At 45.5% G+C, this 12,897-nt stretch carries 13 protein-coding genes, 3 tRNA genes and 1 other RNA gene; 2 read left to right on the top strand and 15 right to left on the bottom strand.

Features of this window, described 5'->3' with window-relative positions:
• Nucleotide 1: 1 nt before the first annotated feature.
• The 10 genes from AB3351_RS06945 to AB3351_RS06900 all read right to left on the bottom strand — a co-directional run bounded on the left by AB3351_RS06945 (nt 2) and on the right by AB3351_RS06900 (nt 6,855).
• Complete coding sequence (locus AB3351_RS06945) at nt 2-169, bottom strand: hypothetical protein (RefSeq protein WP_371146405.1); 168 nt, start codon at nt 167-169, stop codon at nt 2-4.
• Between the two features lie 74 nt (nt 170-243).
• Nucleotides 244-1,674, bottom strand: a complete 1,431-nt coding sequence (locus AB3351_RS06940; RefSeq protein WP_371146404.1) for a sigma-54 interaction domain-containing protein — start codon at nt 1,672-1,674, stop codon at nt 244-246.
• A gap of 28 nt (nt 1,675-1,702) precedes the next feature.
• The gene (locus tag AB3351_RS06935; RefSeq protein WP_371146403.1) at nt 1,703-4,063 is read right to left on the bottom strand and encodes an AAA family ATPase; all 2,361 of its coding nucleotides are present in this window, start codon (nt 4,061-4,063) and stop codon (nt 1,703-1,705) included.
• A gap of 15 nt (nt 4,064-4,078) precedes the next feature.
• The gene (locus tag AB3351_RS06930; protein WP_371146402.1) at nt 4,079-4,378 is read right to left on the bottom strand and encodes an iron-sulfur cluster biosynthesis family protein; all 300 of its coding nucleotides are present in this window, start codon (nt 4,376-4,378) and stop codon (nt 4,079-4,081) included.
• Between the two features lie 100 nt (nt 4,379-4,478).
• An RNA gene (rnpB, locus tag AB3351_RS06925) (RNase P RNA component class B) lies at nt 4,479-4,863 on the bottom strand.
• Between the two features lie 87 nt (nt 4,864-4,950).
• Nucleotides 4,951-5,037: transfer RNA gene (locus AB3351_RS06920), tRNA-Leu, on the bottom strand.
• A gap of 211 nt (nt 5,038-5,248) precedes the next feature.
• Nucleotides 5,249-5,324, bottom strand: a tRNA-Lys gene (locus AB3351_RS06915).
• A 2-nt stretch (nt 5,325-5,326) separates the two neighbouring features.
• Nucleotides 5,327-5,403: transfer RNA gene (locus AB3351_RS06910), tRNA-Arg, on the bottom strand.
• A 145-nt stretch (nt 5,404-5,548) separates the two neighbouring features.
• A complete protein-coding gene (locus AB3351_RS06905) occupies nt 5,549-5,830 on the bottom strand; it encodes a hypothetical protein (protein ID WP_371146401.1) in 282 nt (93 codons plus the stop codon).
• A 23-nt stretch (nt 5,831-5,853) separates the two neighbouring features.
• Nucleotides 5,854-6,855 (bottom strand): hypothetical protein, encoded by a 1,002-nt coding sequence (locus AB3351_RS06900; protein WP_371146400.1) that lies wholly within the window; start codon nt 6,853-6,855, stop codon nt 5,854-5,856.
• A gap of 307 nt (nt 6,856-7,162) precedes the next feature.
• On the opposite strand from AB3351_RS06900, the gene AB3351_RS06895 reads away from it, so the two are divergent.
• Nucleotides 7,163-7,660: an N-acetyltransferase gene (locus AB3351_RS06895; protein ID WP_371146399.1), complete on the top strand. Its 498-nt coding sequence runs from the start codon at nt 7,163-7,165 to the stop codon at nt 7,658-7,660.
• Between the two features lie 57 nt (nt 7,661-7,717).
• On the opposite strand, the gene AB3351_RS06890 is transcribed toward AB3351_RS06895, so the two are convergent.
• From AB3351_RS06890 to namA, 3 genes are all read right to left on the bottom strand, one after another.
• On the bottom strand, nt 7,718-8,773 hold the full coding sequence (locus AB3351_RS06890) for a YkvA family protein (RefSeq protein WP_371146398.1): 1,056 nt from the start codon (nt 8,771-8,773) through the stop codon (nt 7,718-7,720).
• Between the two features lie 106 nt (nt 8,774-8,879).
• A complete protein-coding gene (locus AB3351_RS06885) occupies nt 8,880-9,284 on the bottom strand; it encodes an ATP-binding protein (protein WP_371146397.1) in 405 nt (134 codons plus the stop codon).
• A gap of 111 nt (nt 9,285-9,395) precedes the next feature.
• Nucleotides 9,396-10,421: an NADPH dehydrogenase NamA gene (gene namA / locus AB3351_RS06880; RefSeq protein WP_371146396.1), complete on the bottom strand. Its 1,026-nt coding sequence runs from the start codon at nt 10,419-10,421 to the stop codon at nt 9,396-9,398.
• Nucleotides 10,422-10,580: 159 nt separating this feature from the next.
• On the opposite strand from namA, the gene AB3351_RS06875 reads away from it, so the two are divergent.
• Nucleotides 10,581-11,081 carry a DUF2062 domain-containing protein gene (locus tag AB3351_RS06875; protein WP_371146395.1) on the top strand — a complete coding sequence of 167 codons (501 nt, stop codon included), beginning with the start codon at nt 10,581-10,583 and terminating at the stop codon, nt 11,079-11,081.
• A 46-nt stretch (nt 11,082-11,127) separates the two neighbouring features.
• On the opposite strand, the gene AB3351_RS06870 is transcribed toward AB3351_RS06875, so the two are convergent.
• Together AB3351_RS06870 and AB3351_RS06865 are read right to left on the bottom strand one after the other, a co-directional pair.
• Complete coding sequence (locus AB3351_RS06870) at nt 11,128-11,922, bottom strand: ABC transporter ATP-binding protein (protein WP_371146394.1); 795 nt, start codon at nt 11,920-11,922, stop codon at nt 11,128-11,130.
• A complete protein-coding gene (locus AB3351_RS06865) occupies nt 11,915-12,865 on the bottom strand; it encodes an ABC transporter permease (RefSeq protein WP_371146393.1) in 951 nt (316 codons plus the stop codon). The genes AB3351_RS06870 and AB3351_RS06865 overlap by 8 nt, the downstream gene beginning before the upstream one ends.
• Nucleotides 12,866-12,897 lie beyond the last annotated feature (32 nt).

Raw genomic sequence — 12,897 nt, 5'->3', positions numbered from 1 at the left:
ATCATGCTTTCGCTACTCCTAATCTAAAAGCAACATCCATGCCAATTCCCCATTCGTTTTTGACAAAACCTTTACATATCAAGAGAAGATTTTTTTTGCACCTTGTACTTTCTCTTTCTTTAGCATAAAAACTCGTTCCGCCAGAAAAAAAAATGAGCTTTTTTTCCACGAATCCGGAATCTCATTCCAAAAAACAGGACGAAAGGCCATCCCTCCGTCCTGTTTTTTACTGCTGCGATATGGTTACTCAGTCATTTCATATCGCGCCAACTTAGCATATAAACTTGACTTGCTAATACCCAATCGCTTTGCTGCCACTAGCTTATCGCCATCAGCTTCTCTAATGGCCTGGCGAATAGCCATCGCTTCTGCCCGTTCTATCGTTTGCTTTAACGTACAGATTTCCCCATCCATTAGCTTAGCAGGCGCTTGTTCTATCAGATTAGCCGGCAAATCCTGCTTTGTAATTGCCGCTCCATTCTTTATGTACAAAGCCCGCTCCAATACGTTGCGCAGCTCTCGAATATTACCTGGCCACGAGTAGGCGAGCATTGCTTCAAGCGCTTCCGGTTCAATCCCTTTCACTGGAATTCCCGTTTCCTTGGCAAGATGCCTAAGAAAGTGATCAATCAAAAAGGGAATGTCGCTTTTTCTTTCACACAGTGAAGGAATATCTAGCATCACCACATTCAAACGGTAATACAGATCGTGCCGAAACCTCCCTTGTTCTACCAATGAAAGCAAATCCTTGTTGGTTGCTGCAATGATTCGCACATCCACAGACTCCGGCCGGTCGGCTCCAATCGGTTCGATTTCCTTTTCCTGCAATACCCGCAGAAGCTTGGCCTGCATCATGAGCGGCATCTCGCTAATCTCGTCAAGAAAAATCGTGCCTCCCTTTGCCAGCGCGAATTTTCCTTTTTTTCCAGATTTTTTGGCGCCTGTAAATGAACCCTCTTTATAACCAAACAGCTCCGATTCTAGAAGTGTATCCGGAATGGCGGCACAGTTCACCTTGATCAGCGGACCGGCTCCACGGTAGCTTTCACGATGAATCGCATGGGCAAACAGCTCTTTCCCTGTACCGCTCTCGCCTTTGAGAAGAATCGTCGTATCGCTTTTGGCTACCTTTTGTCCAAGAAGCTTTACCTTCTCTAATTCCTCACTTCTTCCAAGAATTGTATCAAAAGAGTATTTGGCTTGCAGCCGCTTGTCCAATTCATCTTTATAATAATTAAGCTCTTTGCGTAGGTTTTCCAATTTCGTGGACAGGGCAAACAAATCATCGACCTGCTGAAACATGACCGTTCCGACAACCGCCGCAACCTCTCCTTGATTAAAGACAGGGATACGGCTTGCAATCATTTCCCGCCCGTTAATCTTTTGCATCTGGGCAATTTCTGGCTTTCCGGTCTGTCCTACAATATGCATTCGCGTGTTTTCAATCACGTCCGTAACATGTTTACCAACCAACTCGCTTAATTTCTTGCCTAAGAAATCGGCATAAATCTCATTTGCCATCAGGATATACCCGTTCGGATCGACAATAAGAACTCCTTCATAGGCGTGGTCGATAATCGTTTGCAGCATGTCTTTTTCTTCTTTTACTTTCTGTGCTTTGCCCGCCAAATCAGCAAGCAGCCGATGCACCCACCCATTTCGTCGAATCCTCATGGCATCTCCCTCCTTGTTCTCGGACGCATTACATTCCAGATTCCATCCTAGAATGCAATACAGCATGTATGTCCCCTTCATCAAGCTGCATCAATTCATCTGTTGTAAACGCCTCTTGCCCGCTCTCCATAAGCCGCTTTGCCTGTTGCTGTACCGCTCCATCAACGATAGAGCGTGCAAGCCGCGCATTCCCGTCCCTTCTCCCACCTTGTTTTGCAAAGGATTCACGCAGCTTCTCTACCGCCTTCGCGGATAGCTGATATTTCATATGTTCGGCATACTTTTTGGCTACCTCGACAAGCTCCTCTACAGAATAATCAGGAAAATGAAGGTATTTCGTAAATCTTGAGCGCAAGCCCGGATTTGACTCAATCAGCTCATCCATAAGCCCCGGATAGCCCGCTAAGATAATTGCGAGATTCTCCCTATGCTTGGTTACCTCTTCAACAAGCGTATCAATTGCTTCTAGACTATAGTCGTTCGGACCTGAAGGAAGCAGCGCGTGCGCTTCATCAATGAACAAGACACCGCCTAACGCTTCTGTAATTTTACGTTTTGTCTTAGCCGCTGTCTGTCCCACATATTCAGCTACAAGGTCAGCACGACCTACTGTAATCAGGTGGCCTCGCTTCAATATTCCGACTTCCTTTAAGATCGCTGCATAAATATGGGCCACCGTCGTTTTACCGGTTCCTGGATTACCGGAAAATACCGCATGCAGCTCAACCGGCAGACTAGGAAGTCCATGCTCCTTTCTCTTTTGCTGAATAGATAGGAAGGCGAACAATGTGGAGATTTCGTCTTTGATGTTCTGCAAACCGATAAGGGAATGAAGCATCTTATGGGCGGACTTTGTCTGTGGCACAGACCGTACGAAATCTTCCGCATATAAAAACGTATATTCATCTTGTGGCAACTGTTTTGTTTTAGCAAGCTTTTGCCCTTTGGCAGTAACAGCATCAAGAATGATGTTTTTTACCGTCCGCGCGTTGCCGAATGTAGCATCAACCTTCTCCATTTCGACGCGTTCCCAAAGCGCATCAATCGCACCTTCCGTTAAGATAAACTCATTATCTCGGGCCACTAAACGTCCAATGGCTACAAGTTCCTCCATAGTAAAATCCGGCAATACAAAATGCCCGCTTTCCGGAAACCGGCTTCTAAGTCCGGGATTTGCTAACAGAAAACTGCGCATCTCTTCCGGGTAGCCCGCTAACACAACAACGAATTTCCCAGCGTACTCCCCGTTTGTTATAGCTGCAACTAATGTATCCACCGCTACTTGACCAAAATCATTTTCAGCACTGCCCGACCGCTTTAGGCTATATGCTTCATCAATGAACAGCACGCCACCTATTGCGCGTTCTACCGCATCCATCACTTTCTGTTCGGTATGCCCGATATAGGAGCCAACCAATTGTGAACGATCAACCTCAATGACGGACGATGATGGAAGAAGTCCTAATTCATGATAAATCTCTGCCAAAAGCCTAGCAATGGTCGTCTTGCCGGTTCCTGGATTGCCCATTAGGATTGCGTGCAGGCCGATATCATCACGCATTGTATATCCTTGTTCATTTCTGCGTGCCAAATACAAAAGAAAATAATATAGATCCGATATGCGTCTTTTAATCCCGCTCATACCGATTAATGCATCCAGCTTCTCTAATGCGGAAAGCTCTGAAGCGGTATCTCTGCGGTATGGAGAAAACAACTGGTTCCAGCGTTCAAAATACTTATCCAACTCTTGAATGGCGCTATTCAGCTCTACAAGGAACTCTTCTGGAGCATACAGTCCATTGATCGAACGACTATAGATGAGAGCACACTCTTCAAGTTCACGTCCAAGCGTAGGCAGCGCTTCAAGATTGGCTGACGCCTGTCTGAATACGTCTTTCTGCCCGTCTATTTTCGCTGCAGCCTGCTCACCCTGTATAAGGTAGCGCTGGCCCAACACGTACACATCGCCTAGTAAACGCTGCACTTCCTGCTGCAGTTCAATCGTCTTGCCCTTTCTATATTCGGTGGGGTCCACCTGTCGAAGCGGAAGCAACATAACCCCATCAAAAAGATGAGCCAATTGAGCAAGAGCCACCTTTTCACTGTATTCCCATGCAATTTGCTGTGAGTCATCCAACGCAAGGGCATGCGCAAGCCATTCTCCGGCACGACGCGCATCATCGTTATGCCAGCGGAGCACACCCAGACATGTATAGAGAAGCGCCTCCCATGGACGGAGCTTCTCTTCTTCAATGCTCTCTCTCCAATGCGTAAGCTGCGTATAGAGCTCTGCGGCACGTGCCTCACTTGATCTTGGTTGTTCTTCCATTGACTCATATACGTTTTCGATGGCTTTAGTCCATTCGTCGAATTGTAGCATTCGGTTCATGAAGCACCTCTCTCTTTATTCTAACGCAGGATTATGAAATTCAAAGCCGTATTCCCCTAAGTATTTATTATACGTAATACTTCCTCCATCGAAATACCATGCATCACTAGCCCGGATAAAAAACCGAATACCTTCCACTTCAAACATCGCATCCCCTTCTGCTGCTTCATCAGGCGAGCTTTTTTCAACCGCATAAAACAAGCCGCCTGTTCCAGGCCCTGCCGTCCGTACATACAAACGATAGCACTCCCCATCCTGAAAATCGGCATACTTTTTATAAGCGCGAACGGTCTCCGGCGTGATCGTAAATTCCATACTTGGGCCTCCTTATTGTATACATTACGCCCCATGTAGAAAAAACCGTTCCCATGTTGGAACGGTTTTTATATAAAAGCAATATATCGGCCATAAGAAGTGCTGTAAGCCAGGTTTTGTACTTCCCGTACTCATCGCGGCAGCCAGCCTGGTACATGGAAGCGACAGTCATCTATCTACAGGATTGCTCCTGTTTATCCTCCGGTTCAGTTCCCTTTGGACAATGCCCCTACCAAAATTTGGGTTGCTCGCTTGCGGGGTTTACCTCGTTCCACCTCTGCCGTTTCCGACAAAGCTTCGTCACTGTGGCACTTTCAGGCTATTTTCGGCATATTCCATATGGAACGTAGCCAATTTCACCGCCGTCAACCGGTAATCCGGCTGCCCTACCTTGCGATAGGCACAAACACTCCAGGCATCTCAGCCTGGGCGAGCCTGGACTTTCCTCTATTCATCTACAAGATGAACAGCGACCATCCACACTTCTTATGTTATAAAATTATACCCATATTCATACTTTCATCTAACAATAAGCAAATGACATCTTACTATTCCACTGGAATAAAGCATAATGGTGCGGACGAAGGGACTTGAACCCCCATGGTATTGCTACCACTAGAACCTGAATCTAGCGCGTCTGCCGATTCCGCCACGTCCGCATGTAAGATGATGTTCTTTTTTACGCTCCGCAAAAGTATTTGGCATAAACTACAAAGCATATGCTTCACTTTTGTGGATACATTATGGTGAGCCATACTGGACTCGCGATGCACAGGATGTGCAAGCTTCCGTGTTGCTCACAGGACGTGAGCGCTTGTAGCGGAAGTTCCACATACTACGGTGAGCGTTCAGATGGAACAACATTATAAATGGTGAGCCATACTGGACTCGAACCAGTGACACCCTGATTAAAAGTCAGGTGCTCTACCAACTGAGCTAATGGCTCGCTGGCGTCCCAGGAGAGATTCGAACTCCCGACCGTACGCTTAGAAGGCGTATGCTCTATCCTGCTGAGCTACTGGGACACAATGCTGCTTAATTCAGCGACAAGAATTATATTATCACATAAATACAGGGTAACACAAGTTCTTTTTTTAGAAGTACATATAAAAATTATCATAGAAGTGAGAATAAGGAAAGCGGCAAGGCGCAAAATGCCTTGCCAGCCTCTTATTCATGTATCGGCAACCCAGCAGTGAACCATCCTGACACTTTGTCATACTCCTGCCAGTACTGTTCCCACTTCATTACAAAGCCTTCCATCATTGCAATCCATCTCAGCATATGCTCCCGTTCCCGGGCCAGTTCGGCAATGCCACTTACATCATTGTCCTGAAAGCACATGCGAACTTCTTCTTCGATCCACTGCACTTGCAGTCGCTTATGATCCACAACCTGCCGCAGACGTTCAAAGCGACGATGCAATACATCGAGTCCTTCAATCGCTTCCATCTATACGGCCATCCTTCTCTTCATTATTTATTTACGGCTTCGATTACTTTTTCAAGTGCAGCAACAATGCCTTCGCACTTTTCTTTTTCCGCTACAAGTGTAGAGATCGCAGACATATTATTCCCTTTGAAATGCTCAAGCACTTCCTCTTCCATTTCCTTAATACGCTGCTCCAATTTCTCTGTAGAATCCTGTACATTTACCAGTACATCTTCAAATACACTTGCTGTTTTCATATCGTTTGCCATTGTTGCGGCAACCTCCTCTTCCCTTTGGATAATAGCTGTTGTACTCTTTTGTTCGTGTTCAAGCTCCGTTGCGCGAATCTCTTCAGGCTCCATAGCCACATCTTCCACTTCTGCTTGTGCCTGCGTCTGTTCTGCTGCGCTTTCTTCTTCAACCTGATCCTCTCCACTTGCATAATCAAGAATCACAAGGCCTTCAATTACATGAAAACGCACATCACCCTCCGGCACAAATACATAATCGCGCCGCGATAAAGAAAGTTCGTGCTCCATCATGAGCAATAGCTGCGCAAGAGGCAGTTGTTTGACCTGCTTGTCCGTTAGAAGACGATACACCCGATCATTTGCGACTTCCCAACGCGAAAGATACCACAAATCCGAGTCGGCAATCTGGACAAAACGTGGATCTTTGTACAGCGGAAGCTTATCTTCTGAATAGCTGTATGAGATTACGTTTTGCCGGCGCAACTTCTTCAGACATTGCTCCGCTGTTAGCGGCCCTTTATTCTCAAGAAAATAGCGCACCAACTCTTCCGCTATGTGATCGCGAAACGGGGCTTCCATCTCTATCACCGCATGGGAAGCTCCCACGTGAAACGGCGAAATTTCTTCCGTAATCGCCCGTTCAATTACTTGAGATGGCGATTGATCGATATGCTGTAAGCTTGTACCGTATGTATTCTGCAGGCGGCTCTCTAATTCCTGCCTTGAAAGCGAGCGTTCGCCCTGACGAAACACTTTTTTCAACATACTGCTCGGCGTGTATACTAACTCACTCATTCCAAGACTCCTTTGCACATGTCTTATCGATATTATCATATCATGTTCTGTAGCCGGATGGATGGTAAATTTAACGTTTTGTTCATTTTTCCTAGCATCTCTGCGCCGATGCGACCATGCCGCCAAAAAAGTGTTCCATTTGATCGTTCCTATTAAGAAAAATTTATAAAAATGCATTGATTCGCATATTAAACCTAGACAAAACAACAATACGAATGTATATTTATTATTAAATATCAAATAATTATTCAAATTTACATACAGCGTATAAAAACATACCGTGTATATTTAATGGAGGGAGAACATTATGTTTATTCGCAAGGCAAAAATCCAAGACCTCGATGGAATGGTGGCCTTAATTAATGAATATGCCCAACAAGGTCTCATGCTGCCACGTTCAAAGCTATCGCTCTGCGAAACGCTTCATTGTTTCTCCGTCGTAATTGACGATAAGGGAGAAGTATCTGAGCCTGGTACCGTGTTAGGAGTGGGAGGCTTGCATATTTTATGGGAAGACTTGGCGGAGGTGCGCTCGCTTGCGATCTCGGAGAAAGCAAAAGGAAAAGGGCTTGGAAAGCAGCTCGTCATTCACCTTGTGGATGAAGCGGAGAAGCTTGGATTGCGTCGTGTGATGTCACTTACCTACCAACAGATTTTCTTCGAAAAATGCGATTTTCATGTCGTAGAGAAAGAAACGCTACCACATAAAGTATGGAAGGATTGTATTAATTGCTCCAAATTCCCGAGCTGTGATGAAATTGCAATGATTAAGGAATTATCACTTTCAGCTGTGGCCGCGCATTAATGCAAACGGCGAGACCCTATTGCTTGGTCCCGCCGTTTTTCATTTGTTTTATTCCTTTTACTTTCGGTTTTTATTCCGACCTTTAAAAGCATTTTTGATCATTTCAAAGCGGCTGCTTCCTACAAGCGAATCGGCCTTTACCAGCACATCACGGATAACCCCCATGATATTCTTATCACCATTCCAATGCTCCCGGATGATGTCTTCATCTACTTCCACGAGCATTTTATTCAGTGCTAAGGTAGCAAAGATAATATCATCAATATATCCACCAGGACCTACGATAATTTCTGGAATAATGTCAAGCGGCGACATAAAATACACGACAGCGGCAAGCGCAATGGATTTGGAGCGGAAGGGTATGCGCGGATCTTTGGCCAATCGGGCAAGCAGCACGAACAGATCAGGAGCAAGAAGCAGATACGGTCCTATCTTTTCTGTGCGCGTATCCCCCATTTTCTCGCGCATATACTTCTCAATCTTCACTCGCAGTTGGTCATAATAACGTGTATGCTCACGCTCTAATACAACTAAATCTCCTTTTGTCATGTCGGCGAATTCTTCCTCAAGCGAAGGCTCTACTTCTTGAAGCGGCTCCATCCAATCGAATTCAAGCGTCTCTATCTCAAGCTCCGGCGGACCGCTTACATGTAATTGAAGCGCTCCTCGTTCAAAAGTCGGCGTATCAACCGCAATGCTCTGCAGCACAGGATAAGCGCTTGCCAACTCTGCCAACTGAACCGTAATCCGGGTATCAGAGACGTGGATATCTCTCTTATTCCCCAGTATGTTCATCAATAACGTCTTACCGGTGAAGTTTTTTGTCAAAAACATCTCTGTTTCATGAAACAACTTTTGGGCAAGCGATACCTTTTCCTTTTGGACCTCTTCTGCATAAATAAATGTTACATATCGTCCTGAAGCATCAAAGCGAAACGTATCTATTTGTAGCGTATATAATACAGGCAGCCATTCATCGCGCATTTTGACCTGAGCTTTCGCTATCGCATACCCATCATACAGACGTAATGCATTCACATACAGCTCAGCCGGAAACATCTGGTTTAGCCTGGGTACAATTGCAGCATTAATCATATGTTCAGTCACTTTCATTCTATCTTCGGCTCCTTTCTCAACTCGCTAGTATTATGTTACCCTTCTATACGGAATGCAGAACATAACAGTTTCGCAAAAAGAAAAAAGCAGGTGTGTTTCTTCCTTACACCTCCTGCTCTTCTCCTTTAGGAGGAAGCCACTTTTTAATCATAATTTTGGTACCTTCCCCTATTTTGCTTTCAATATGAAATTCATCCATCAACCTTTTCGTTCCAGAAAGCCCGAGTCCTAATCCGCTTCCTGTTGTTACACCATCCTTCATCGCCTCGTTAATATCGGGAATTCCCGGCCCCTCATCTTGAACGGTAATTCTTAGGCACTGCCCATCCTTCTCGAATGTAATACATCCTTTGTCTCCGTAGTTAATAACATTGCGTGTCAATTCGGAAATGCTCACAGTAATCTTTGTTTGATCGACCACGGAGAACCCCATTTCGCGTGCATAAGACTTCCCAAATGTAGCAGCGACAATAATGTCTTCCTCGGTCTCAATGGCCAATTGAATCATTTTGTCTCTCCCTATGCTTGCCTAATGGCAACGTTGTATATATTGTACCCACTTCTTTTATGATAAAAAAACATTCCAGCATAAAAAGCCAGAATGCTTTTATATTGTGTATTACTTGAATCCACGTTCGTACTGGCGTGCCCCACTGTACTCACGTCCACGCAGCTTAGCAGCCTGCAGCAACCAATATGGATTGCGCAGCAGCACACGCCCAAGAAAGACAAGATCGGCCCGTTCATTTCCAATAATTTCGTTTGCTAGCGTATGGTCTTCAATTAGACCCACGCTTCCTGTAGCAATCCCTGCATCCCGGCGAATTGTTTCCGCATACGTTACTTGATACCCAGGAAACATCTTTTTCGGAGCGATTGGCAGAATAGCACCAGATGAGCAGTCAATCAGATCCACACCTGCTTCCTTGGCCATCTTCGCGATTTGCACGCTGTCCTCAATCGTTAATCCCCCTTCTGCATGATCAACGCAGGAGAGACGAAGATACAATGGATTCTCCTTGGGCCACTCCTGTTTTACCGCCTCAATTACAAGGGCAAGAAATCTCATTCTTCCCTGAATATCCCCGCCATATTGATCGGTACGCTTATTTGCGAGCGGTGATAAAAATTCGTTAATTAAGTAGCCATGCGCCCCATGAATCTCTACAATGTCAAAGCCTGCTTCACGCGCCCGACGAGCTCCTTGACGAAACGCTTCGAGTACTTCTTCAATATCTGCCTCTGTCATCTCATGCGGAACGATCGACTTCTCATCGAAAGCGATTGAGCTCGGTGCTACAATCGTCGTGTTCTCAAGCTGTGCTTTACGTCCAGCATGTGCAAGTTGAATCGCTGCGGCTGCGCCTTGATCTTTAACAAAGGAAACGATACGACGCAGCGGATCGATGTGCTCGTCACTCCAAATCCCTAAGTCACGGTGGCTGATTCTTCCGCGGGCCTCGACAGCCGTCGCTTCTAACATTACCAGTCCAACACCACCGACTGCACGAGTGCCGTAGTGCACATAGTGCCAGTCAGTAGCTTTTCCATCATCTTCTGCTGTGTACATACACATAGGTGACATCACAATCCGGTTGCGCAGCGTTACATTTTTTTGTACAAATGGGGTAAAGATATCAGACATCCCTTGCGCCTCCTTTTTCATTAGCAGTGTATTCTATACTTACACAAATAATGATACTATAAAAACAAAAGGCATAGGAACATTCATTATGTTTTTCGTTTATAATAAATAGCACATACTACGCGGACAGGCAACTTGCATCGGAAACGAGGAACACTTATGTGGAAAAAACTTTTTCGAAAAATGAAGTATCAGTATGTAAAATTGCTGCGCGCTCAAGGTGCTCCCTCTATCGTGGCACGCAGCTTTTCTCTCGGGATTTTTATTGAATTTATTACCTTACCTACGCTCGGCTCCGCATTTTTGCTTCTATATCCGCTAAATGCACTGATCCGTGGCAACTTCCCCGCCTCGATTATCGGATTTATTATGGGGAAGTTTGTACTTCCACTGTTTTTTGTCCTCAATCTAAGTGTAGGAAATCTGCTTGTCGGCCACAAGGCCATATCGGAGACAAGCGGACACATGGATCATATGAATATTATGGCTTTATGGGAATTTGTCAAAGAAAAAGGGATCGCATTTTTTGTTGGCAGCGCTACCAATGGTACCGTCGTAGCCATTGCCTGCTATGTGCTAGTATTTTATGCGCTTCAGCTATACCGTAAAAAACGGGAAAGTCGACGTATCGAAATTCGCTTAGAAAAAGAAATCAAGTAGCTAAAAATCCCCGAGGGCATTTCCCCGGGGATTTTTCTGTTCATCATTATGCGAGGACTGCGCGGTCGCTTGCAAACTTCTCTCCACGCAGACGCTGGAATTCAGCCAGAAGTCGTTCAATGGTCAGGCCCTTCTTCTCTTCTGTTGGCACATCAAGAATAATAGCCCCTTTATCCATCATAATCAGACGGTTACCCAAATCAAGTGCCTGTTGCATATTGTGCGTAACCATTAAGGTTGTAAGCTGCTGTCTTCCAACAATTTCTTCTGTCAGCTCTGTAATCCGCTGTGCGCGTGCCGGGTCAAGAGCTGCCGTATGTTCATCAAGCAGAAGAACTTTTGGCTTTGTAAAAGTCGCCATCAAAAGACTCAATGCCTGTCGTTCACCGCCGGACAGAAGACCAACCTTTGCATTCAATCGATTCTCAAGTCCAAGATGAAGCGTTTCAAGATACGTACGGAATTCCTCACGACGCTTGGCATTTACGCCTCGTCCGAGTGTTCTGCGCTTATCTCTGGCATAGGCAAGCGCGAGATTCTCTTCAATTGTCATGGCTGGTGCGGTACCAGCCATCGGATCCTGAAACACCCGGCCGATCATGGGCGCACGCTTATATTCCGGAAGGTTGTTAACCTTTACCCCATCGATCTCGACGCTGCCGTAATCAGGTTTTAATACGCCTGAAATAATATTCATTAGCGTGGATTTACCTGCACCGTTACTTCCGATAATGGTGACGAAATCACCGGGATTTAGCTGAAGATTCACATGGTTTAATGCAATCTTTTCATCTACCGTGCCTTCATTGAACACTACATAAATGTCATCTAGCTTAAGCATGTTTCTTCACCTCGTTCCGATCAAGCACCACGGGACTTTGCTCACGTTTTTTCATTCGTGCATTACGCCGCTTCCGCTCCTTGTAGCTAGATGAGACACGCGGCATGACGAGTGCAATAATAACAATCAATGCTGTCATCAGTTTCATATCGGACGGATCAAGTCCAACCTGCATAGCCAGCGCAACAACCATACGATAAATAATGGCACCACCAATTACGGCAAATGTTGCGCGTACAATCGTGCGATCTCCAAAGATTGCTTCCCCAATAATTACCGAAGCAAGACCGATAATAATCATCCCGATCCCCATCGATACGTCAGCAAACCCTTGGTATTGAGCATATAATGCTCCGGATAATGCAACCATACCATTTGATATGCTGAGCCCAAGAATAATTGTATTGTCCGTATTGGTGGAGAAGCTTCGAATCATACGCTGATTGTTACCTGTTGCACGCAGCGCAAGACCCACTTCCGTATGAAGAAACCAGTCATTAATAAACTTGATAACAAGGGCGATGACGGCTACTGCCAGTAACAGGCCGTAATCTCCGAGTGCAGAGAGCACACCTTGAATTTGGGTAAAAAGAGTATCTTCCCCTAACAGCGGAACATTGGCCTTACCCATAATCCGAAGATTGATGGAATACAAGGCAATCATGGACAAAATCCCCGATAACAGGGCGTTAATCTTTCCTTTGGTATGCAGAATGCCCGTCATAGCACCTACAAGTAAGCCAGTTAGCAGTGCTGACACTGTAGATACAAACGGCGCAATTCCTGCTGTAATCATCGTGGCGCTAATCGCGCCTCCCGTGGCGAAGCTTCCATCTACTGTCAAATCGGGAAAATCTAAAATCCGAAATGTTAAGTATACGCCAAGCGCCATAATTGCGAAAATTAAACCTGATTCAATGGAACCTAATAACGCTACGCTCATAGCGTCCTCCTTTCGTATGCTCCTCTATTGAT

Source organism: Aneurinibacillus sp. REN35, assembly GCF_041379945.2.
In the GTDB taxonomy this organism is placed as follows: Bacteria; Bacillota; Bacilli; order Aneurinibacillales; family Aneurinibacillaceae; genus Aneurinibacillus.
This window is presented reverse-complemented; position numbering and strand designations above follow the sequence as displayed.

What these genes read in the sequence shown, in the direction of transcription:
- AB3351_RS06875 (WP_371146395.1), top strand. Translation starts at nt 10,581, where the DNA reads ATGTGGAAAAAACTTTTTCGAAAAATGAAGTATCAGTATGTAAAATTG.
- AB3351_RS06865 (WP_371146393.1), bottom strand. Translation starts at nt 12,865, where the DNA reads ATGAGCGTAGCGTTATTAGGTTCCATTGAATCAGGTTTAATTTTCGCA.
- AB3351_RS06900 (WP_371146400.1), bottom strand. Translation starts at nt 6,855, where the DNA reads ATGAGTGAGTTAGTATACACGCCGAGCAGTATGTTGAAAAAAGTGTTT.
- namA (WP_371146396.1), bottom strand. Translation starts at nt 10,421, where the DNA reads ATGTCTGATATCTTTACCCCATTTGTACAAAAAAATGTAACGCTGCGC.
- AB3351_RS06870 (WP_371146394.1), bottom strand. Translation starts at nt 11,922, where the DNA reads ATGCTTAAGCTAGATGACATTTATGTAGTGTTCAATGAAGGCACGGTA.
- AB3351_RS06885 (WP_371146397.1), bottom strand. Translation starts at nt 9,284, where the DNA reads ATGATTCAATTGGCCATTGAGACCGAGGAAGACATTATTGTCGCTGCT.
- AB3351_RS06940 (WP_371146404.1), bottom strand. Translation starts at nt 1,674, where the DNA reads ATGAGGATTCGACGAAATGGGTGGGTGCATCGGCTGCTTGCTGATTTG.
- AB3351_RS06895 (WP_371146399.1), top strand. Translation starts at nt 7,163, where the DNA reads ATGTTTATTCGCAAGGCAAAAATCCAAGACCTCGATGGAATGGTGGCC.
- AB3351_RS06905 (WP_371146401.1), bottom strand. Translation starts at nt 5,830, where the DNA reads ATGGAAGCGATTGAAGGACTCGATGTATTGCATCGTCGCTTTGAACGT.
- AB3351_RS06930 (WP_371146402.1), bottom strand. Translation starts at nt 4,378, where the DNA reads ATGGAATTTACGATCACGCCGGAGACCGTTCGCGCTTATAAAAAGTAT.
- AB3351_RS06890 (WP_371146398.1), bottom strand. Translation starts at nt 8,773, where the DNA reads ATGAAAGTGACTGAACATATGATTAATGCTGCAATTGTACCCAGGCTA.
- AB3351_RS06935 (WP_371146403.1), bottom strand. Translation starts at nt 4,063, where the DNA reads ATGAACCGAATGCTACAATTCGACGAATGGACTAAAGCCATCGAAAAC.